Raw genomic sequence first — 19,698 nt, 5'->3', positions numbered from 1 at the left:
GCTCACCGCCCGTCCAGCACGGCGCACAGCACCGTCAGATCGTCGCCGGTACGGGCCGCCGCGGGGCCGGAGAGCAGCGCGCGCAGCGGCTCGGCGTCGCCGCCGTTGGCGCGCAGGGTGGCGGCGAGCCCGCAGAAGAACCGCGTCGCGGGCACCGGGCCGGCCTCCGGGGGCAGCCCGTGGACTTCGGGGTGGTCCAGGCTCAGGGCGGCGCAGCCGTCGGTGGCGAGGACGACGCCGCTCAGCTCCGGCTCCCACACCACGAAGGTGCGCACCCGCAGCGCGGCGCCGGGCGAGGAGAGGAACACCGGCCCGGGGCCGCCGGGGGCGGGCGGCGGCAGCACCAGGTGGCAGCGCTCGGCGGCCCTGGCCTCCCGGGTGAGGACGGTGCCGAAGCAGTCGCCGACCGAGACGAAGGCGACCCAGGGCGGGCGCACCACGGCGGCGGCAACGGTGGCGGCCAGCGCGCCGACGTCGGCCGCCTCCCCGGTGGTCGCGCCGAGCACGGCCTGCGCGGCGCCCAGGTACTCGGCGACCAGCCGGGCCCCGCCGGCCGCTGCCCAGCCGGTCCAGGCTTCCGGGGCGTCCCCGGTGGCGGGCACGCCCTCGGCCAGCACCCGGCAGGCCGCGTCGACGGCGAGGTGGGCGCCGAGCGCGCTGCGCTCCCGGCTGCCCGCGCCGTCGGCCACGGCCAGCACCACCGCCCCGCCCAGGTCGGCGGCCTTGAAGGCGTCCTGGCATCCTCGCCCGGCCGCCAGGTGCCCGCTCCCCTGGACGACGGCGCCTGCAACGATCACCGGTGCTGCTCCTCTAGCCGCCGCATCCGTTCGAGCTTGTCGTTGTACTGCCGCACCTCGCGGTGGATGTCCTCGGCGGTCCGGTCAGGCGTGATCCGGTCCGAACTCTGGAACAGCAGGTCCAGGATCTGCCCGAAGCTCAGCTCCTCCAGCATCAGCGCCGCCTTGGGGGCGAGCACCTGCAGCAGCTCCAGGTCGGCGCCGCGCACCCCGATCGCCTGCAGCACGAACTCGCCGCGCTCCTCGCCCAGGCGCACCCGGCGGGCGGTGTCCGCGAGGGCGGCCGGCTCCATCCGGTTGCCCTGGGCGTCGCTCGGGGCGCCGTCGGTGAGCACCCAGAGGAAGGGCCGCCGCACCGGGACGTGCTGCTGCTGAAGCGTCCGGTAGCGGGCGCCGGCCAGCTCCAGGGCCATCCCGACGGCGTCGGTCAGCCGGGTCAGTCCGGAGGCCGCCAGCCGGGGCGGGCGCATCCGGTCCACCGGCACGAACAGCCGCTCCGGCTCCGCCTGTTCGACCGGCACCAGCTCACCCCGGCCGGCGTCGAAGACCCGCACCCGCGAGTCGAAGGCGACCAGGCAGACCTCCACCCGGGCGCGCAGCCGCGGGGTCGTGCGCTCCCCGTCGAACCAGCGGGCCAGCGCGTCGTTGAGCGCGTCGATCCGCGGCTGCTCGGCCGGGCGGCCCATCGAGGCCGAGGTGTCGAGGAGCAGTACGACGGGCTGCCGCTCGTGGTAGCCCTCGGCGGGGCCGAAGTCGTACGTGTTGCTCATCCGCGCGCTGCCCCGTCCCGGTCGGCGGGGCGGGCGACCAGCCGACCGTTTGTCTCGTCGAGGCCGACGACGACCTCCGTTCCGCGCGGGGTCGCGGGGGCCTCCGGGAGCATCCGCAGCAGGACGCCCTCGACCAGGACGTAGGTGTCCGGGGCGGGCCAGGTCACGGTCCGCCCCTCTGCCCCACGGGCCCACTCGTCCATCGCGTCAGCCATCCACACCCCCGTGTGACCGTCCGTCAACTCACGATCCCGGAAGCGGTGTCCGGGAGGTGATCACCTTTCCATCGGACCACCCGCGCGCGCAACCGCGATCACCCCCGTGGATCGCGGTGGTGTGCTCTTTTTTCCTCGCTTGCACGCCCTTCCATTGCACCGGATCAGCCGGTCGCCCGCCGGTCGCGTGCGGGGCGGATCCCGGCCGGAATGCGCTCCACGAGTGCCGCGGCCTCCGGCGTGCGCACCACGAAGTGCACGTCCCACGGCTCCCCGCCCGCCAACTCGGCCTCCACGGCTGCCCACACGGCGGCCAGGCCGGCCTCGTACGACAGGCCGCCGCGCCCCGAGCCCAGGAGCGGGAAGCACACCGAGCGCAGCGGCGGGTCGAACCGTTCGCGCTCCTCGGCGAGCAGCGCGAACGCCCGGGAGACGGCCCGGGTGACATCGGAGGGCAACACGTCATAGTCGTTGGTCCCGGCTCGGGGGACCGCCACCGCCGCGTGATAGATCCGGCGAACTCCCCGCTCCGCCAAGGCCCCTGCGCCAGTGGCCGCCACCGTCCCGGGCAGCACGGCACGCCCCGCCACCCCGCGTCCGGCCGCCCAGGCGCGCAGCTCCTCGTGCAGCGGGTCCGCCAGCACGTCACCGGTCACCCCGCGCCGAGCGGCCGCCCGGCGCAGCGAGGCGGCCACCGAGGACTTGTACGGCTCGGGCAGCGCGAAGTACACGTTCGAGGGAGAGACGACCACGTCCACCTCGCGCAGCAGGTCCACCGGGTGGACGTGCAGGGCGAGCGCCACCGGCCGGTCGCCGGCGATGACCTGGACCGTCCGGTGGGTGCCAGCGCTCGCCCTCGCGGGGGCCGGGCCCGGCTCCGCGGCGAGGCGCAGGATGTGCTCCGCGACCTGCTCCAGGACCATCACCTCGTGGTCCTTGCGGAACCGCTCCACGCTCACCCCGTACACCCCGGCCGCCCGCGCCCGGCGGTCGGAGGCCGGCCAGTCCCGGGTGCCCTGCGCCAGGCCCAGGGTGTACTCGGCGGCGGTTCGCAGCGTCCCGGCGTCCAGCCGCGCGACGGCCAACCGCAGCAGCGCCTCGACGGCTGCGCCGGGGGTTCGGGCGGCAGCGGCGGCAGTGGCCTCGGCGGCGGACTCCAGGGCGGGCAGCGCGCGCCCGCGCAGGCGGACCAGCCCGGCCCGCCGGACTTCCTTGAGTTCCAGCACAAATGACCCGGAGTCAGGGACGGGTGATGCCATGCGCCCACGATGGCATCACCCGTCGACGACGCACAAGTTGTGGGCGATCACCTCCGCGCGAGCGGCCCTGTTCACCACCCCACGGGCGTCGAGACCTCGGCTCGAAGGGGCTTGAGCAGTTCGTTGACCTGCTTGAGGCCTTCCGGGGAGCCGAGGTCGGGGATGCTCCGGTCCGGCACCACCTCCAACGGGCCGCCCTCGCAGTGCTCGACGCGGTCGCGGTAGAGCATCAGGACATCCTCGCGCCGGTTGCGCCGGGAGTCCCAGAGCAGGCCCTGCGCCTCCGGTGCCTGCGCCCGGATCTCGCTCGACCAGCGCCGTGACACGGCGTAGTTGCGCTCGTCGTCGAGGAGCGTCTCCTGGCAGACGGCGGCCAGGTCGGCGCCGGTTTGCAGGCGCACCAGCGTGAGGTCGCACCGGGAGCGCAGGCAGCTCAGCGAGCGCCCCTCGGCCACGGCGTAGAGGACCCCCCTCGTGCCGTTCCCGCCATAGGGCACGGAACGCAGCATGCTCTCGGCGAGGGCCGTGAGCGGTGTCGCCGCCAGGTAGAGGTAGTGATACGGATCGAGCACAGTGCCCTCGAAACGGCCCCCACCGAAGTGGATGTCCGAGAGCTTGTCGTTGAACTGGTCTGGCGCATAGACGGACTTGTGCACCCGCCACAGCTCGGTGCCAGCCGGGATCGTGGTGAGGTTGGGCCGCAGCGCCGTCGTGGTCCTGGGGAAGAATCCGGTCGGGTCGAAGGGACGCTCGCTCATCATTCCCCCTCCACCAGTTGCGCAGCCGCCCCGACCAACTGGTGGTCGGGCAGGCGGCCGAGCAGCGAGGCGGGTGCGCCGCCCAGCCAGCTGTTGTCGCTGAGCCACCAACTCCCGGCGCCCCAGGGGTCGATCTCCGCGAGCAGCAGCCGGTTGACCTCCAGGACGACCCCGTACGGGGCGCCGCTGCCCACGGGGAACTGGAAGCGCGGGTAGCGCGCGCCTTCCGGGGAGCCCGGCACCCGGATCAGCTCGGGCGGTGGCGGGCCGCCGCAGCGGTCCCGGGCCTCCTGCGCCGAGAGAGCCAGCACGTCGAGCAGCAGGTGGCCCGGCCGGGTCTCACCGAGGGGCGCCTCGTCGAACTCCGGCTCCGGCTCTGAAGCAGGCGTCGGCGCTGACAGCCAGGCCAGCAGCTCCCGGGCCACGTCCACGTCCGCCGGTACGGGCGGCGCGGCGACCAGCCGCGAGGATTCCAACGCGGCCCGCACCGGGTGGTCGAACGACAGCGGCCGCAGGGCCCTCCGGACGCCCTGGAGCGCGCTGCGCCGTCCCCGGTCGTCGTCCGCGGTCACGGCGGCGAGCGCCTCCAGTCGACTCAGCAGGACCGCGTACCCCTCCTCGCCGAGTTGTGCGCGGATGCTGTCCCGGTGTTCGCGGATCAGACCGAGCAGTCGCTCCGTCGCCCGCTCGCGGCCCTCGCCGGTACCGTCCTCATTCACGCGTTCCTCGCCTCCTTCGGGTCGTTCGTATCCCCGTGCCCGGACGGACCGGGGTGGCCTTGGTGGATGAAGGCGGCCCAGTACGCGATCCGGTCCAGGCCCGGGCGCCGCAGCTCGCAGATCAGCTCCTCGTGCAGCGAGCTCGGGGGCTGCCGGTCCGGGTCGAGCATCCACAGCTGGGCGGCCCGCAGTGCGTCGACGGGGCTGAGCCGGTCGACGTTCAGGTAGTGGTGGAACACCGCCATGAGCAGCGCGGATGCACCGTCGGAGGCGGCCCACCGGGAGCCGACGACGTCCCGCGCACCGGCCGTGCAGAAGCCCGTGGTGAGGGTGAGCGCCTCGTCGTGGTCGCGGGTCGACAGGTCGGTCTGGCAGGCGCTCAGCACGACCAACGGGCCGTCTTCGTTGCCGTGTTGGGCATCGGGGCGGTCGAGCAGCCGGGTGACCGTGAGCCGGCCCGGGCGGGGATCCGGGGCATCGGAGCCCGCCAGGTGAAGGGCCGAGGCCATGGGGTTCGTTCCTGCCGAGCCGTGCGCGGCCAGGTGGAGCACCGAGACCCCGTCGGCGAGGTACCCGAGGACGGCCTCGGGCGTGCCCGGGGCCAGTTCGTCCTCGGCCAGGTCCGAGACCTCCCCACACACCCGGGCCTGCGGGTAGAAGGAGTCCCGCAGGGCCAACACCTCGACCTCGGCGTCCATCAAGGTCTGGCCCGGGTCGGCGAGCAGGACGGGCGCGGCCGCCGGCGGCCGGGGCGCGAGGCGCGCCGAGCGCAGGAACTGGCTGCCCGAAGCGGCGTAGCTGATCACCGCGGCCTGGCAGAGGTACTCGTGGGGAGGCTCGCCGGGGAAGCGGCCCGCGTGCCAGGGCACGATGCCGAGGCGCCCGCACGGCACGAGGACGATCCGCAGCGGCCGGCCCTCGGCCTCCAGCCGCTTGTCCAGGCCGGCCAGGACCGGGCCGAGCACCGCGCAGGCCCAGTCGCAGAGCGCGGCGAGCGCGTCCTCCCAGGCCTGCCGCAGGTCGGGGTGCTCCTCCCGGGTCTCGCGTACAAAAGCTTCGTGCGCTGCGGCGGCGTCCAGGTAGCTCTCCAGCGAGCCGCTCTCGGCCCGGGAGAGCTGCTCCAGGACGCCCATCCCGGCCCCGAGTTGCGGGCCCACCGCGATGACGATCCCGGGACCGATCTCGCCGCCGGGCACCAGGTACAGCAGCGCGTCCGCACCGCTGTCCGCGAGCCCGTCCGAGAGTTCGCTCAGCGTGGGAGCGGCGAGCAGGCCGTCCTCCTCCCGGTAGCCGAGCGCCTGGAGCGCCCGGCGGCGCAGGGCGCTGGGCAGTTCGCCGGGGACTCCACCGGCGCGGCTCATGCCGTCCACCGTCGCGGTTGCCGCTCGCCAGGCGTCGGCGATCTCGTGGTGCCCGCGCTGCTCCAGGAGTTCCGGGACGGCCGAGGAGGTGGACGCCGCGTGCAGCACCAGCGCGCGCCCCAACTCCAGTGCGGCCACCGCCTCGTGAAGCCTCCCTTGGGAGCCGGCCCACAGCGCGGCCTGGACGCCCCGGCTGGCCCCGGCCCGGGCGGCCACCAGCCCGTGCTCGGCACCGCTCTGCAGGAGGACGTCCGCGGCGAGCGCGGTCAGCGCCTCCTTCGCGGCGTCCAGCGCCCTGGTGTCCGACACGTCCTCGTTCTCGACCGCGCGCACCCGGTACGCCCCGGCCAACTGCCACAGTGCCTCGGCGGCGATCCGCGGGGCCCGGCCCTCGCGGATGCCCTCCCGGACCCGCTCCAGTTCCTCGATCAGGCGGTCGAGAACGCTCCGGTCGCGGGTCAGGCCGTATCGAAGGGCCAGTGCGAGCGCGGCGTTGTAGACCTCGTCCGTCGGGGCGTTCGGCGGCGGAGCCTCGTACTCCTGCACCGGCGTCGGTGGGGTGTCGGTGAGGGCGTCCCGCAGGAGGTCGAAGTCCGGGGCGGTGGGGATCGGGATCTCCGTACCGAACGGCGCCCCGGTCTCCTTCACCGTGGACATCCCGCCTTCCATGACGGCCAGGCTGTCCAGGAGCAATTCCCGATCCCGGGCGACCATGCCGAGTTTGGCCCGCGCGGCACCGAGCGTCAGCTCGACCACTCCCCGGAAGAGGCCGTCCGGGACCTCCTCCGCCAGTTGCTCGGCCTCGGTCACCAGGCCGCGCGCCACCCCCGCGTCGTGCTCGGCGTCCCCGGTCTCCCCGACGTCCATGATCTGGTGGTACAGGTCCATCACCCGGCCCAGGACGGCTGGGTCTCCGATGCCGGGCGGCAGGGAGCCCGCCATCTTCCCCAGGCTGTCCTGGATCGCCGCCATGTGCCGGCGGCCCTCCTCCCGGTCCTGGAGCGTGCCACCGACGCCGGCACCGACGTTGAGCAGCAGCGCCCGGAGCCCTTCCAGGTGGTGGGACTGGTCGAGGCCGGGAGGCTGACGGTCCTGGACCTCACTCAACCGGCCGAGCAGGTGGTTGAGCGCCCGGTGGGGGTCGGTACTGTTCAACGCTTCGTCGAGGCCGTAGCTGGTGGCGCGGACGGCATCCAGACCGGCGACGATGCGGCGAAGGGCGTCGGGATCGAGGACGGTCGCCGGGTCCGGAACAGGTCCGGGACTCGGGTCCGGGACCGGATCCCTGGTCGGGTCGGGGGCAGCCGCCGTTCCGAACATCCTGTCCAGCAACTGACGCAGCTGGTCCGAGAAGGGATCTCCGTCCGGAATCATGCTCGCGAGGAGGTAGTGGAGCCCGGCCGCGCTCGGAGCCGCGATCCCCTGCTGCATCCGGCCCAGCAGTTCGCGGTGTTCCGGCGGCAGCGGGAGGTCCACGATCTCCTTGATCAGCTCGTGGAACTCCTGGGCGACACTCATCATCCCGGCCGGGCCCACCCGCTGCATCCACTCCACGTAGGCCGAGAGGTCGGGTACCGACCCCAGCCCGGGCTGCGACTGCAGGGGCGAGATCAGGTCGGCGAGGAAGAACGCCGCCCACGTGCGGTGCTCGACGCTCACAGCCGCACCCAGCACCGTGGCAGGGTCCCGCACCTCCCGCAGCAGGGACTCCGCGCGCTCCCGGTCTGCCCGCAACCCGCCGGCGTTCCATCGCAGGGTCAGCGCGGCGCCCAACCACATGCTCGCCGCGCTGCGCAGCGCGGGATCGTGGTCCAACAGCGTGGCCAGCTGTTCGAGTTCGCCGATGGACGCGTCGCACTCCCGCTGCGATGGCGCCTCACCGCCGCGGAGAGCGGGAACCAACCGCTTGGCCCGCTCCCCCGCGTCCGTGACCCAGGCGCGCAGCCCCTGTACGCCGCCGTCCTCCACGTCGCCCACCGGCTCCCCGCCTCTCCGGATCCTCGAGTTCCCCCGTGGCTACCCGCCACTATGCCGGGCGCTCGGCCCGGCGGTAGCCGAATCCCACGACCGGACTGTTCAACGCCCGTAATCCGCCCGGGACACGCCCAGTTGGGCCCGCATCTCGTCCCGCACCCGGCGCAACCCGGCCCACCGGGCGTCGATGCCCTGCTGCACGGCCGCCGGCGAGTCGCCGGCCCGGGGCGCGCCGGCGTCGAGGCGGCGGACCATGCCGTAGAGCTCACCCAGGTCTCGGCTGAACGGGCCCGCGAGGTCCAGGACTTGCTCGGGCACCCGCAACTGCGCCTCGGCGTACACCTCGCGGTACTGATCGCGCGCCTCGGCGAGCCGCTGCCGGGCCACCGGGAGGTCCGCGTCCCGGCCAAGCGCGTGCACCTGGTCGGTGAGGGCGGCTAGGTACTGCCGGGCCGCCGCGTTCAACGCGACGTAGCACGAGCGCAGTTCGTGCTCCCGTCGACGCCGCTCCGCCAACTCCTCGGCGCGCTCCTGCTCGCGCCGCCTCCCGCCGTCCGCCGCGCGCTGTGTCAGCAGCGCGGACAGCAGTGTCCCGACGACGCCAACGACCGCGACGCCGAGCGCACTCGCGCCCCCGATGTCCAACTCGGACCTCCGTCAGCCGACTTCGCTGTAGGGCCAGCGAAGCAGCGGCTCCGGACAGGAGCAACGGCTAGCCCGGAGGTCGCCCGTGATTCGACCTGGCGCCGACCGCCTGCGGGTCACCCAAGACGGCACGGTCGGGCCCCGGTGTCCGGGCCCGGCCGTGGCTCGCTCCCCCACCCTCGGGGAGCGGCATCTTCGCATTTCAGGCGCTCGATGCTGACGGGCGCGGAGCCCTCCGAATGGCCTGGGAGATCCGCGCCTCGCATTTCCCGCAGGTCAGCGGGTGCGTCCGCGGGGCTTGAGGGGGTGCCGGGGAGTTCGGGGGCGGGGAGGCGGTTGCCGGGGTAGCCCTGGACGGCGCCGAAGCGGTTGGCGGCGGCCTGCCACTCGGCCCGGACGATGTCCTCGTGGGTGCGGCCGATGGAGTTCCACCACATATCACGGCTTCACCGTTTCGTCCCAGCTCAGGGGCGTGATCGACCAGCTGGGGTCAGCAAAAGGTCAGCAAGACGCCCGGGAGTCGACAACCATGGCCACCATCAACCTCGTCCGCGGCATGGGCAGCTTCTACAAGGAGTGCGAGCACCCCGAAAGCCGGTGGCTGAGGTGCCCGCACGAGTACAAGATCCGCTACCGCAACGCGGCCGGGAAGCAGACCGAGGAGTCCGGGTTCGCCACCCAGGACAAGGCGAAGGCCCGTCTCGCCGAGGTCTACCAGGCGCGGAAGAACTCCCCGCAGAGCCAGCGCAAGGCGGAACGGATCCAGAAGTACGGCTCGATGCAGTTCCACGAGTACGTCGCGGAGTGGAAGGCCGGCCAGCGCCACCTCAGCCCGCAATCGCTGAGGCACCTCGACTCACTCCTCGACCACCATCTCTACCCGGCGTTCCGGAGCCGCCGCATGGGCACCTTCGACCACAAGGTCGTCGACGCCTTCATCCAAACCATGGAGCGAAACGGCGTCGGACTCGCCACCCAGTCCAACGCCTTCGACAAGCTGAAGTCGATCCTCCTCGACGCCCACCGCCTTGGCCTCTACGACGCGAGTCCGCTCGACGGTGTCGCACCGCCCCAATACGACCCCAAGCGCGCCATCATTCCCTCCCCCACCCAGCTCCAGGGAATACGGATGGCCGGCAACGACACCTTCCGCCTCATCGCCGACCTCATGAGCGGCTGCGGCCTGCGCAACGGCGAAGCGGCAGCCGTCAACCTCAAGAACCTCGTCGCGGACGACGTCTACCGCGTCACCGAACAGGTCAGCCAGACCACCAAGGACTACACGCCGCTCAAACACGCAAGGAAGGCGAGTACCGCGACGTCCCGCTACCCACCCGCACCCGGCTGAGCATCCCCTCGTACGCGGACACGTACGGCACCGTCGACGGCTACCTCCTCCGCCACCCCCGGGACCTCAGCAAGTCCTACCCGTACCACCTGTTGCACAACCAGTGGCAGCGCGTCATCAAGCAGTCCGACGACGTCGACATCCCTGAAGGCATGGTGGTCTACGGCCTCCGCCATTTCTTCGCCTCGAACTGCCTCAGCCACAACCTCCCCATCACTGACGTCGCCGAGTGGATGGGCCACAAGAGCATCGACGTCACCTTCAAGATCTACCGCCACCTCATGCCCGGATCCATCGGCCGCGCCGCCCAGGTCCTCGACCTCGGACTCGCCGCCTGAGCACGAGAGGGGTCTGCCCGCCTGGGCAGACCCCTCTCGTGATAGCGGCCTCACGTAGCAGGCAGGCGCTGCTGCTTCACCCACGCCTGAACCTCGGACGCCATGAACTGAAGCTTCGCGTTCCGCCCACTCCCGAACCTGTACGGCACAAGCCCGACCCGAGGCGCTTCGCGGTACACCCACGCAACGGACATATTCAGATACGACGCCGTCTGCTTGACGCTCATGAACTGCTCGGGCACGGGCTCCTCCTGTGTGGCGGCCAGATCTAAACGGAGCCCAAATCTCACCGGATCTCAACGGCTCGGTCGGACCGTCACAGTGTGATATGGGGCATGGCGAACCTTGTCGTCGCCTGCGTGGCCCACTTGACCCCCAGCGGTCGAACGGCCGCCTGACCGATGTCTACCAGTCCGCATCGCCCAGGTCAGGGCCTATTTCATCTGCCCTGCATGATGCCTGATGCCACCTCATGACACCCAGTCCGTGAGAGGCGCGTGAGAGGTAACAAGCAAGTCGACGATCGGGAGTGATTTGCATCGCACTCCGTTGTAGCTCTAATCCCGCCCGCTTTCAGAGCGATGGATGCGCCTCCTCGCTACGCCACAACAGCGCGCGTCAGACTCCAGACAAACGATCCTGCATCGCTGACGGCAGACAGGAACGACTGGAAGCTCCGATCGAGAGCATGCCAATCTACAGGTGGCCGCGAACCGCAGGTGGCGAATCCACGCAGCGCCCGGGCCGGGGATGTCGACGGGAGGACTGCTCCCGGCGAGGCTGGTGACGGTGGTGTCGCAGACCGGGCAGGCGTGTCGGTGCCAGCGCGGCGGCCACCAGGAGTCCCCCGATGCGTCGGGGTGTTGTGAGTCGGGTTGCATGCCGCGGGTCGACAGTCCGCAGAGGGTGAACTGCGCCGGGGTGGGCGCACGGGCGGCGGCGTGGACCCGGACGACGGGTGCCTTCGGCGTGGCGGGCTGCTTGTCGGCTGTGAGGAGCCGTATGTTCGCCGGCCTGTCCAGCTCCAGCAGTGCGATGAGATCCATATCCACCACCGTGACCCGCCCGGGCACCGTGTACATCCGGTCGTTGGCGCGCGGGCGCACTGGGCAGGCGTGAGCATGCCAGGCTCGACCGCACCGAAGCCGCCGAGCGCGCAGCTCGTGCCGGTCCTGGTGCCAGGGGACGTGGGTCAGGCCGCCGTTGCCCTCTGCGCCGCCCATTGGCCCCAGCGCTCCAGCCCGGACGGGCCACCTGGCCCCACGCCGATGCCAGCTCACCCTACGAATCTCCGGGTACGGCCACCAAGGGAAGGTACGACTCGCGCGGCGGAGACAAAGAGGCGCCCCGCACACGGGTACGTGCGGGGTGCCCGCTCATGTGCTGGAGGTCAGGCGGGGCGGATGTGCTCCGCCTGCGGGCCCTTCTGGCCCTGCACGGCGTCGAAGGTCACCCTCTGGCCCTCCTGGAGTTCACGGAAGCCCTGGGCATCGATGTTCGAGTAGTGGGCGAACACGTCGGGGCCGCCGCCGTCCTGCTCGATGAAGCCGAAGCCCTTCTCGGCGTTGAACCACTTCACGGTGCCGGTAGCCATGCGCTTCTCCTTCGTGGGAACTGATCGGGCCCCACGGGTGCGGGCCCGGAGGTGATCGCCCTGGTCCGGAGAGGCGTTGAACAGCAAGAACGCCCACGGCATGTCACCGCGGGCGAGAACTTCGGAACCACGACTGCTTGATCAAAACGTTACACCTCAGGGGGTTCCGCAGCCAGGGAGGCGAGCCGGACACGAAGCGGCATGACTGCGGCACCCGTACGCGCCTCGGTCGGCGCCGAGCCGCCGGCGGGCACGAACGGGGGCGAGACGCCCGCGCCGAACAGGTGCGGGAGGCCTGGCGCCGGCAGACCCTGGGAGAGGGGCCAACCTCGGAGGAGAGCGATGACCGGTACCAGTGCCTCACGGGAACCGAGCGCCATGGTGCACATGTCGATCTCCGGTGCGCCACGTGCGGCGAACGTGATCGCCGACACGGTGGCGCAGTCATTCAGGGTGATCACTGTCCCTGGTCCTGGCACAGCAAGGGACTACGTCTCACCCGCCGATCAGGTGGCCCACACCCGCTGGCAGGTCGACACGTCAGCGCCGATCGCAGAAGCCGCCGCACGGCCGGTTGCCCGCGCAGGTGCCGGTGCCGGCCCGGTGAAAGTGGAACTCGGCGGCCGAGCCGATGCCGTGGCCAAGGTCGCGATACTGATCCGCAACCGTTTCCGCGCTGGACCGCCGGCGGGGTTTTCCCAGGCGTTCGCAGTGTGGCCGGAGAGTCCGCCGGACGCCACAGGCCAGCCATGACCGACGTGGCATGCGCCTGGCGAAGTGTCAGGCTCTGCCGCTCCAGGGGCCGACCGAGCCCGGTCACCTGGTCGCACCGAGCGGCATTCGCATCGAGAACGTGAACTCCGCGATCAACCAGATCGCCCAGACAACCCTGCGCAAGGTCGTCGGCCAGCACACCCTGGACGAAACCCTTTCCGAGACCGACCGCATCAACCTGGACATCCGCCGGATCCTGGACGTCACCACGACCGAATGGGGCGTGACGTCACCCTGGTCGAACTCAAGGACATCCAACTGCCCGACACCATGAAACGCGCAATGGCCAAGCAGGCCGAAGCCGAGCGGGAGAAGCGCGCCAAGATCATCAGCGCACAGGGAGAGGCCCTGGCCGCCTCCGCACTCGGCGAAGCCTCCGACACAATGATGGCCCACCCACTCGCCCTCCAACTGCGCAACCTGCAGAGCCTCGTCGAGATCGCCGTCGACAAGAACAGCACCGTCGTCTTCCCCTCACCCCTGATGAGCACCATCGGCGAACTCGGCTCCTTCCTCTCCCGCGAGGCCGCCGCCGTCGCTCCCGCACCGCAGCCGCCCCTGGGCACCCCGGACACCCGGCTCCCGGCCAAGCCCGTTCAGCTCCCTGTGCCCGACCCCGTTCACGTACCGGCGCCCAACGGGATGACCGGGGCCCCGTAGACATCACCGTCCCCTTCCGGACGAGGGCACACGGCGTCCGTCGGCGACGGGTGAAGCGCATCGTACGGAAGGCCATCGAGAAGATGACGCAACCATCCCACACACCGCACCACGGGCCGCACCGCCTCGTCGAGCACTGGAAAGCCGCAGCGGCCGACCACCGCGCGCGGGCCGCCGCCCGGCGGTGGCGGCACGTCGGCACCGAGCCGCGCTGGGCGCGCAGCGATCTGCCGGCCCGGCGGCTACTCGGACGGATCTTCGTCCCGTTCTTCCTGCTGGGAACCATCGTCTTCACGTTGCTTGCGGCGAACGGACTCCCCGCACCGCGCGCCGACCGTGCGTTCTACACGGGCCTCGCCGTACTGTGCGCCGTATGCACCGTCGTCGCGGTGATCGACCTGGTCGTCATCCGACGCCGGATGGCAGAGCAACGACGGTGGCACCGCTGACGACGCGGCCGAACAGGGGCACGGTCGCACGTTTTCGGGCGGGCGCGGGAGCGCCACTGAGGGATTGCCGGAGTCGCGCGGCCTGCGGCCCTCCTCCCGATCCCCCACCGGGGCCGCCCAAGTCCGGAACGGCGGCAACACCACGGTGGGAGACCGTCCGAGCGATGCCGCAGCAGCTGAGGATGCGACCGCGCTGGTCGCGGTCGGCGACGTGCCTGCCTACGGTTGGAAGCAGCACACGCCGATGCGCCCGGCTTCCGGTTGCGCAACGCGTCGAAGGTACGGTCGTCCAGCAGAGGAATCGAAGGTGGGCCGGTGGATCCGGAGGATGGATCCGGGTGGGCGGATGTTCCCGACCGCAGCCACCGAATCGATGACGAGATGGACGAGATCGTCGGACGTCTGCGGGACCTGGCCCACACCCAGCGCCGTTTCCAGGACCTGCTGGACGCGGTGATGGCGGTGGGCCGGGAACTGGACCTGCCGGTCGTGCTCCGCCGGGTGATCACCACCGCGATGGGCCTGGTCGACGCCCGCTACGGCGCACTCGGCGTGCTGAGCGAGGACGGCGAACACCTGGAGGAGTTCATCCCTGTCGGGCTGAGCGAGCGGCAGGTCGCAGCGCTGGCCGGGGTCGCCCTTCCGCGCGGGCGCGGACTCCTTGGGCACCTCATCGACCATCCCGAACCGCTGCGTGTCGCGGATATCGGTGCCCACCCGGACGCGGTGGGCTTCCCGCCGGGCCACCCGCCGATGCGGACACTGCTCGGGGTGGCGCTCACCGGCCGTGAACGGGTCTACGGCAATCTCTACCTTTGCGAGCGGCGCGACGGACAGCCCTTCGACGGCCACGATCAGGACATCCTCGTGGCGCTCGCCGGCGCGGCCGGCCTCGCCATCGAGAACGCCCGCCTCTACCGGCAGGTCCGTGCCAACGCCGAGTACTTCCAGCGTCTCCTGCTTCCCAGCCTGCCCGATGTGGCGCCCTTCTCCGTCGCGGCGATCTACCGGCCCGCCGCAGCCCCGGACCACGTCGGCGGCGACTGGTACGACGCCCTGATGCTCCCCGACGGCGCCTGCGCCCTGGTCATCGGCGACGTCGCCGGACACGACCTGAAGTCCGCCGCTACCATGGCCCAGACCCGCAACATGCTGCGTGCCCTCCTCTACGACCGCCGCACCCCGCCCAGCGGCGTCCTGACGCAGCTCGACCGCACCCTCCAGGCGATCACCGACAACCCGATCACCACCACCTGTCTCGCCCGCATCGAACCCGCCGAGGACGGCTGGACACTTCACTGGAGCAACGCCGGACACCCGCCGCCGCTCCTGATCGGCCCCGACGGCACCGCACGCTACCTGCACGCCGACCCCGGCCTGCCCCTCGGCGTCGACCCCAACGTGCCCCGCCCTGACCACAAGCGCCCCCTGCCCGGCAACGCCACCCTCGTGCTCTTCACGGACGGCCTGGTCGAGCACCCCCACCGCCCCCTGGACGCCAGCCTCACCGCCCTTGCCCAGGTCGCCGCCGCCCACGCCGAGCTGCCCCTCGAAGACCTGTGCCGGACCCTGGCCGACGCCCACCTCGCCGATGGACGCGACGACCTCGCCGTCCTCGCCCTGCGCACCCCACCCACCGCGCCGACCCCCGGGACACCGGCGACACACTCCCGGGCCCGGGAACAGGACGTACCCCGCCCCCTGGTAGGCCCACAGCTCGGTCTCGGTGGTGGCCCTTCAGTACCTGATTCGAGCCTCCTTCCAGGAGGTGCACGCCGAGCACGCGGTCGAGGCGCTGGCCGCCTACATTCCGCAACGGGCGAAGGCCCTGCGGGACGGCGTCCCGCAGGAGATCGACGCCACCGAGCTGGTCCCGGGCGACATCGTCGTCATCGAGGCGGGTGACCGGATCGCCGCCGACACCCGCCTCCTCCAAGGGGCCATCGAGACGACAACTTCGCCTCGATCGCCACCGCGGTACGCGACGGCCGCCGGATCTACGACAACGTCCGCAAGTTCATCATCTACATCTTCACCCACGCGACACCCGAGGTGATGCCGTTCCTCTTCTTCGCGCTCGGCGGCGGCCGCATCCCGCTCCCCCTGACGATCCTGCAACTCCTCGCCTTCGACGTCGGCAGCGAGACGCTCCCCGCCCTCGCCCTCAGCCGCGAACCCGCCGAGCCCGGGCTCATGGACCGCCCGCCCCGCCCGCGATCCGAAGGCGTCATCCGGGGCCCGATGCTGCTGCGCGCCTGGCTCTTCCTCGGCGCCATCGTCGCGGCACTCCAGATGACGGGCTTCTTCTACGTCCTCACCCGGGCCGACTGGACCCTCGGCGACCCGACCGGACCAGGACAACCACTGCACCACGCGTACCAGCAGGCCACGACCATGACCTTCCTCGGCATGATCGCCGGACAGATCGGCACCGCCTTCGCCGTCCGCACCAGCCGCTCCTCGCTCCGCTCCGTAGGAGTCCTGTCCAACCGCTACCTCCTCGCCGCCATCGCCGGCGAACTCCTCCTCGCAGCCGTCTTCGTCTACACCCCGCCGTTCCAGAAGCTGCTGGGCACCGCCGCCCTCCCGGCGAGCGACCTGCTGTTCCTGCTGCCCTCCCCCTTCATCGTCTGGGGCGCCGATGAACTGCGCCGCTACCTCATCCGACGGCACAACTCCCGTCCCCCCAACGGCAATGGCCTCGACACCGCGCGCCCCGGAATCGCACGTACTTCATCGGATCGTCGCACCTGCGAGGGCCTGACCGGTCGAGCACGCAAGGGCTCAGTGCCGACGAGGGCGCCGGGCAGGACCACGATCTCGGCGGACACCAGAGCGGGCCGGATGCTCCGGGTTGGTCTCGGCCGCCCGCGTCGCCGGATGTCTCGGACGGGGAGCACCATCGAAGGGGGCGGGCCGCACCCGGCCTGCGGTGCGGGTCCACTGGAATGACAGACAACCGCCGACGATCCTCGGAACGCATCACATCCGTCTCCTGCCGACAAGCCCCTGGAAACGGCCGCGGCAGACCCGTCGGCCATCGGACGAAAGCTGCTGGCCATGCGCTGGTCCCAGACGCACATCCCGACCCTTCGCGAGAACCCGGCGGAGGCCGACGCGCCGAGCCATCGGCTCCTGCTTCGCGCCGGATTCATCCGCCAGCTCATGGCGGGCCACTACTCGCTGCTGCCGCTCGCCGTCCGGGTACGGTCGAAGATCGTCACCATCATCCGGGAGGAAATGACCGGCATCGGGGCACAGGAGTTCTCCCTGCCGGCGATGCACCCCGCGGAGGTGTGGCGGCGCAGTGGCCGGTGGGACGCCATGGGGGAAGAGATGTTCCGCCTGAAGGACCGCAAGGGCGCCGAACTGACCCTGGGCATGACCCACGAGGAGATCTTCACGTCGCTCGCCACCGAGCTGAAGTCGTACCGTGAGCTGCCGCAGACGTGGTACCAGTTCCAGACCAAGTTCCGCGATGAACCCCGCGCCAAGGGCGGCCTGCTACGGACCCGGGAGTTCACGATGAAGGACTCCTACAGCTTCGACCTGACGCAGGAAGGCCTGGACCGGTCGTTCGACCTGCACCGTGACGCCTACCTGCGGATCTTCGCGCGGCTGGGGATTCCGGCCATCCCGGTGGAAGCGTCCAGCGGCAGCATGGGCGGGGCCACGTCGACGGAGTTCATGTGCCCGGCCGAGGCCGGTGAGGACTTCGTCGTCCACTGCCCCTCCTGCGGCTACGCAGCCAACAGCGAGAAGGCCACCTCCCGGCTCACCGCGATCGCCGACGGTCCGGGCCCGCCTGCGCCGGAACCGTTCGACACCCCTAGCGTCCGGACGATCGACGACCTGGCCTCGCGCTTCGACGCGCCCGCCGAGCGCCAGGTGAAGACCCTCGTCTACGTCCTGGACGGGCAGCTCACCCTCGTCCTCCTGCGCGGCGACCACGCATTGGCCGAGCAGAAGCTCGCGGACGCCGCCGGGGTCGGCGCGGTGCGGCCCGCCCGGCCTGAGGAGATCCGGGAAGCCCTCGGTGCTCTGCCGGGAAGCCTCGGCGCCGTCGGGCTGGCGTCAGTGACCATCCTCGCGGACGAGGCGCTGCGGGGCCGCAGGGACATGTTCACCGGTGCCAACGAGGACGGTGTCCACCTGCGGGGCGTCGACGTGGAGCGGGACATCGCCGTCTCCAGGTGGAGGGACCTTCGCGAGGTCGCCTCCGGGGAACCTTGCGTGCGGTGCGAACGGCCGCTGCAGGTCCGGAAGGCGATCGAGGTCGGCCACATCTTCAAACTCGGCTACAAGTACAGCGACGCCTTCGGCCTCACCGTCCTGGACGCCGACGGCAGACCCAGGAAGGTCATCATGGGCTGCTACGGCATCGGCATCGAGCGGGCGATGGCAGCCGCCGTCGAGTGCCACCACGACGACAAGGGCATCGTCTGGCCGATGGCCATCGCCCCCTTCGAGACGGTCGTCCTGGTGGCCCAGCCCGACGACGAAGCCACCGCCGCGGTCGGCGATCAGGTCTACCGACAGCTGCTCGCGGCCGGGGTGGAAACGATCATCGACGACCGCACCGAGCGGGTCGGCGTCAAGTTCCGGGACGCCGAGCTCGTCGGCATCCCTCTACGCGTCACCGTCGGCAGGCGCGGACTCGCCGACGGGGTGGTGGAGCTGACCGAGCGGGCATCGGACGAGACGCGGCGGGTCCCCCTGGAGGAGATCGCCGTTGAGGTGTGCAAAGCCGTCGACCAGGCCGGGCACAGCCGCGATCGGAGGCAGCAGACTGCTCCCCGCCCCTGATCACCGGCCCCCGGCCGTCCAGCGCCTGCCCTGGCGGCCTCCGGTGGGCGAATCCCACCCGTGCCACCCACAGCCGGGCACGCGCGGTCAGACCCGTTCGGCCGCGGCCACGTGCCGAAGACACGCGACGCGGCGCACGCGGCCGGCCGGCCGGTGGGCCTGTGCGGCCAAAGGCCCAGTGACGACCCGGCGTTCACCCAGTTCCTGGTGAGGTCCGGGATCGACTCGATTTCGGTGGCGCCGGACAGCTTCGTGGCCGTGGCCCGGCGAGGTCGATCTCGGACTGCTCGTAGTCGAGCCGTCCGGCATAGACGTGACCGTCCTCGCCTTCGGCGCAGCAGACGGTGACCCTCTTGGCCGTTGTGCAGCAGCTCCGTCGCGTGACCGGTTCCCACGATGGCCGGCACGCCCAGTTCGCGGCTGACGATGGCGGCGTGCGAGGTGCGCCCGCCGTGGTCGGTGACGATCGCGGTGGCCCGCTTCATGATGGGTTCCCAGTCCGGGTCGGTGATCCCGGTGACCAGCACGGCCCCGGCCGGGAAGCGCTCGAGCTCGACGGGTGTGGTCAGCGCGCAGACCGCGCCCGTGCCGATCGCCTCGCCGACCGCGATCCCGTCGACGATCGATTCCCCCGAGCTGGTCAGCCGGAAGCGGTGCAGCATCGTCGCGCGCCGCCGGGAGACCACGGTCTCGGGACGGGCCTGGACGACGAAGATCTCGCCGGTCCGGCCGTCCTTGGCCCACTCGATGTCCATCGGGCAGCCGTAGTGCCGCTCGATGACCACGCCCCAGCGCGCGAGAAGGCGCTCTGCGGCGTCCAAGACGCGGCGGACGCGCTCCTCGGCGCTGGTGTCCTCCGTGCGGGTGAGGCCCCGGTCGGCGTAGACGGCCTTGCGGCGCTTGGCGCCGATCTCGGTGTGGATGACCGGGTCGAGTCCGGGGTTCTCGAGCAGCGGTTTGAAGACCAGGTACTCGTCGGGGTCGACCTGCCGGCTGACCACCGTCTCGCCCAGCCCCCAGGCCGCGCTGACCACGACAGCGCCCGGGAAACCGCTCTCGGTGTCGAGGGTGAACATCACCCCGGCCCCGGCCAGGTCGGAGCGGACCATCAGCTGCACGCCGACCGAGAGCGCCACGGCTAGGAGCGTGTCTCAGTAACAGGCAACCCACCTGCGTCTCGTGATCATTCGTGCGGGATGATCCCGGTGTGCATGGCGAGGATGGGCTGTTC

19 protein-coding genes and 2 pseudogenes are annotated in these 19,698 nt (G+C 71.5%); 10 read left to right on the top strand and 11 right to left on the bottom strand.

Annotation, left to right across the window (positions count from 1 at the left end; all coding sequences use genetic code 11):
- Positions 1-2 precede the first annotated feature (2 nt).
- From ACWC9T_RS11080 to ACWC9T_RS11045, 8 genes are all read right to left on the bottom strand, one after another.
- Positions 3-797 (bottom strand): protein phosphatase 2C domain-containing protein, encoded by a 795-nt coding sequence (locus ACWC9T_RS11080; protein ID WP_449820762.1) that lies wholly within the window; start codon positions 795-797, stop codon positions 3-5.
- Positions 794-1,567 carry a vWA domain-containing protein gene (locus ACWC9T_RS11075; protein WP_449820761.1) on the bottom strand — a complete coding sequence of 258 codons (774 nt, stop codon included), beginning with the start codon at positions 1,565-1,567 and terminating at the stop codon, positions 794-796. Before ACWC9T_RS11075 ends, ACWC9T_RS11080 begins: the two co-directional genes overlap by 4 nt.
- The gene (locus tag ACWC9T_RS11070; RefSeq protein ID WP_449820760.1) at positions 1,564-1,734 is read right to left on the bottom strand and encodes a hypothetical protein; all 171 of its coding nucleotides are present in this window, start codon (positions 1,732-1,734) and stop codon (positions 1,564-1,566) included. The genes ACWC9T_RS11075 and ACWC9T_RS11070 overlap by 4 nt, the downstream gene beginning before the upstream one ends.
- 212 nt (positions 1,735-1,946) lie before the next feature.
- Positions 1,947-3,041, bottom strand: coding sequence for a hypothetical protein (locus ACWC9T_RS11065; RefSeq protein ID WP_449820759.1), 1,095 nt, complete (start codon positions 3,039-3,041; stop codon positions 1,947-1,949).
- A gap of 71 nt (positions 3,042-3,112) precedes the next feature.
- The gene (locus tag ACWC9T_RS11060) at positions 3,113-3,799 is read right to left on the bottom strand and encodes an RES family NAD+ phosphorylase (RefSeq protein WP_449820758.1); all 687 of its coding nucleotides are present in this window, start codon (positions 3,797-3,799) and stop codon (positions 3,113-3,115) included.
- Positions 3,799-4,518, bottom strand: a complete 720-nt coding sequence (locus tag ACWC9T_RS11055) for a hypothetical protein (RefSeq protein WP_449820757.1) — start codon at positions 4,516-4,518, stop codon at positions 3,799-3,801. Before ACWC9T_RS11055 ends, ACWC9T_RS11060 begins: the two co-directional genes overlap by 1 nt.
- A complete protein-coding gene (locus ACWC9T_RS11050) occupies positions 4,515-7,856 on the bottom strand; it encodes a CHAT domain-containing protein (protein ID WP_449820756.1) in 3,342 nt (1,113 codons plus the stop codon). The genes ACWC9T_RS11055 and ACWC9T_RS11050 overlap by 4 nt, the downstream gene beginning before the upstream one ends.
- Before the next feature lie 99 nt (positions 7,857-7,955).
- Positions 7,956-8,498, bottom strand: a complete 543-nt coding sequence (locus ACWC9T_RS11045; protein WP_449820755.1) for a hypothetical protein — start codon at positions 8,496-8,498, stop codon at positions 7,956-7,958.
- A 529-nt stretch (positions 8,499-9,027) separates the two neighbouring features.
- On the opposite strand from ACWC9T_RS11045, the gene ACWC9T_RS11040 reads away from it, so the two are divergent.
- Together ACWC9T_RS11040 and ACWC9T_RS11035 are read left to right on the top strand one after the other, a co-directional pair.
- Positions 9,028-9,846 (top strand): hypothetical protein, encoded by an 819-nt coding sequence (locus tag ACWC9T_RS11040; protein WP_449820754.1) that lies wholly within the window; start codon positions 9,028-9,030, stop codon positions 9,844-9,846.
- A 92-nt stretch (positions 9,847-9,938) separates the two neighbouring features.
- Entirely contained in the window at positions 9,939-10,184 is a 246-nt protein-coding gene (locus tag ACWC9T_RS11035; protein ID WP_449820753.1) for a tyrosine-type recombinase/integrase, read from the top strand.
- A gap of 50 nt (positions 10,185-10,234) precedes the next feature.
- On the opposite strand, the gene ACWC9T_RS11030 is transcribed toward ACWC9T_RS11035, so the two are convergent.
- Both ACWC9T_RS11030 and ACWC9T_RS11025 read right to left on the bottom strand, forming a co-directional pair.
- Positions 10,235-10,426 carry a helix-turn-helix transcriptional regulator gene (locus ACWC9T_RS11030; RefSeq protein ID WP_449820752.1) on the bottom strand — a complete coding sequence of 64 codons (192 nt, stop codon included), beginning with the start codon at positions 10,424-10,426 and terminating at the stop codon, positions 10,235-10,237.
- A gap of 1,148 nt (positions 10,427-11,574) precedes the next feature.
- The gene (locus tag ACWC9T_RS11025) at positions 11,575-11,778 is read right to left on the bottom strand and encodes a cold-shock protein (protein ID WP_449820751.1); all 204 of its coding nucleotides are present in this window, start codon (positions 11,776-11,778) and stop codon (positions 11,575-11,577) included.
- 342 nt (positions 11,779-12,120) lie between these two features.
- On the opposite strand from ACWC9T_RS11025, the gene ACWC9T_RS11020 reads away from it, so the two are divergent.
- From ACWC9T_RS11020 to ACWC9T_RS10985, 8 genes and pseudogenes are all read left to right on the top strand, one after another.
- Positions 12,121-12,531 (top strand): hypothetical protein, encoded by a 411-nt coding sequence (locus ACWC9T_RS11020; RefSeq protein WP_449820750.1) that lies wholly within the window; start codon positions 12,121-12,123, stop codon positions 12,529-12,531.
- 10 nt (positions 12,532-12,541) lie between these two features.
- Positions 12,542-12,826 (top strand): SPFH domain-containing protein, encoded by a 285-nt coding sequence (locus tag ACWC9T_RS11015; protein ID WP_449820749.1) that lies wholly within the window; start codon positions 12,542-12,544, stop codon positions 12,824-12,826.
- Entirely contained in the window at positions 12,769-13,212 is a 444-nt protein-coding gene (locus ACWC9T_RS11010; RefSeq protein ID WP_449820748.1) for a hypothetical protein, read from the top strand. The genes ACWC9T_RS11015 and ACWC9T_RS11010 overlap by 58 nt, the downstream gene beginning before the upstream one ends.
- A gap of 83 nt (positions 13,213-13,295) precedes the next feature.
- A complete protein-coding gene (locus ACWC9T_RS11005) occupies positions 13,296-13,661 on the top strand; it encodes a DUF6343 family protein (protein WP_449820747.1) in 366 nt (121 codons plus the stop codon).
- Between the two features lie 164 nt (positions 13,662-13,825).
- Positions 13,826-15,296 (top strand): annotated as a pseudogene (locus ACWC9T_RS11000) (PP2C family protein-serine/threonine phosphatase); the annotation flags it as partial.
- Positions 15,297-15,387: 91 nt separating this feature from the next.
- Positions 15,388-15,717 (top strand): P-type ATPase, encoded by a 330-nt coding sequence (locus tag ACWC9T_RS10995; protein ID WP_449820746.1) that lies wholly within the window; start codon positions 15,388-15,390, stop codon positions 15,715-15,717.
- Entirely contained in the window at positions 15,717-16,613 is an 897-nt protein-coding gene (locus ACWC9T_RS10990) for a cation transporting ATPase C-terminal domain-containing protein (protein ID WP_449820745.1), read from the top strand. The genes ACWC9T_RS10995 and ACWC9T_RS10990 overlap by 1 nt, the downstream gene beginning before the upstream one ends.
- A gap of 108 nt (positions 16,614-16,721) precedes the next feature.
- Entirely contained in the window at positions 16,722-18,467 is a 1,746-nt protein-coding gene (locus tag ACWC9T_RS10985) for a proline--tRNA ligase (protein ID WP_449820744.1), read from the top strand.
- 413 nt (positions 18,468-18,880) lie between these two features.
- Here ACWC9T_RS10985 and ACWC9T_RS10980 read toward each other — a convergent pair.
- Positions 18,881-19,543 (bottom strand): annotated as a pseudogene (locus ACWC9T_RS10980) (PEP/pyruvate-binding domain-containing protein); the annotation flags it as partial.
- Positions 19,544-19,698: the final 155 nt, after the last annotated feature.

It is taken from the genome of Kitasatospora sp. NPDC001159, from assembly GCF_053598235.1.
This window is presented reverse-complemented; position numbering and strand designations above follow the sequence as displayed.

Bases quoted from the DNA above. Each gene is read 5' to 3' on its own strand.
- ACWC9T_RS11060 (WP_449820758.1), bottom strand. From the start codon at position 3,799: ATGAGCGAGCGTCCCTTCGACCCGACCGGATTCTTCCCCAGGACCACG.
- ACWC9T_RS11075 (WP_449820761.1), bottom strand. From the start codon at position 1,567: ATGAGCAACACGTACGACTTCGGCCCCGCCGAGGGCTACCACGAGCGG.
- ACWC9T_RS11005 (WP_449820747.1), top strand. From the start codon at position 13,296: ATGACGCAACCATCCCACACACCGCACCACGGGCCGCACCGCCTCGTC.
- ACWC9T_RS11015 (WP_449820749.1), top strand. From the start codon at position 12,542: ATGCGCCTGGCGAAGTGTCAGGCTCTGCCGCTCCAGGGGCCGACCGAG.
- ACWC9T_RS11020 (WP_449820750.1), top strand. From the start codon at position 12,121: ATGACCGGTACCAGTGCCTCACGGGAACCGAGCGCCATGGTGCACATG.
- ACWC9T_RS10990 (WP_449820745.1), top strand. From the start codon at position 15,717: ATGCCGTTCCTCTTCTTCGCGCTCGGCGGCGGCCGCATCCCGCTCCCC.
- ACWC9T_RS11025 (WP_449820751.1), bottom strand. From the start codon at position 11,778: ATGGCTACCGGCACCGTGAAGTGGTTCAACGCCGAGAAGGGCTTCGGC.
- ACWC9T_RS10985 (WP_449820744.1), top strand. From the start codon at position 16,722: ATGCGCTGGTCCCAGACGCACATCCCGACCCTTCGCGAGAACCCGGCG.
- ACWC9T_RS11065 (WP_449820759.1), bottom strand. From the start codon at position 3,041: ATGGCATCACCCGTCCCTGACTCCGGGTCATTTGTGCTGGAACTCAAG.
- ACWC9T_RS11040 (WP_449820754.1), top strand. From the start codon at position 9,028: ATGGCCACCATCAACCTCGTCCGCGGCATGGGCAGCTTCTACAAGGAG.
- ACWC9T_RS11010 (WP_449820748.1), top strand. From the start codon at position 12,769: ATGGGGCGTGACGTCACCCTGGTCGAACTCAAGGACATCCAACTGCCC.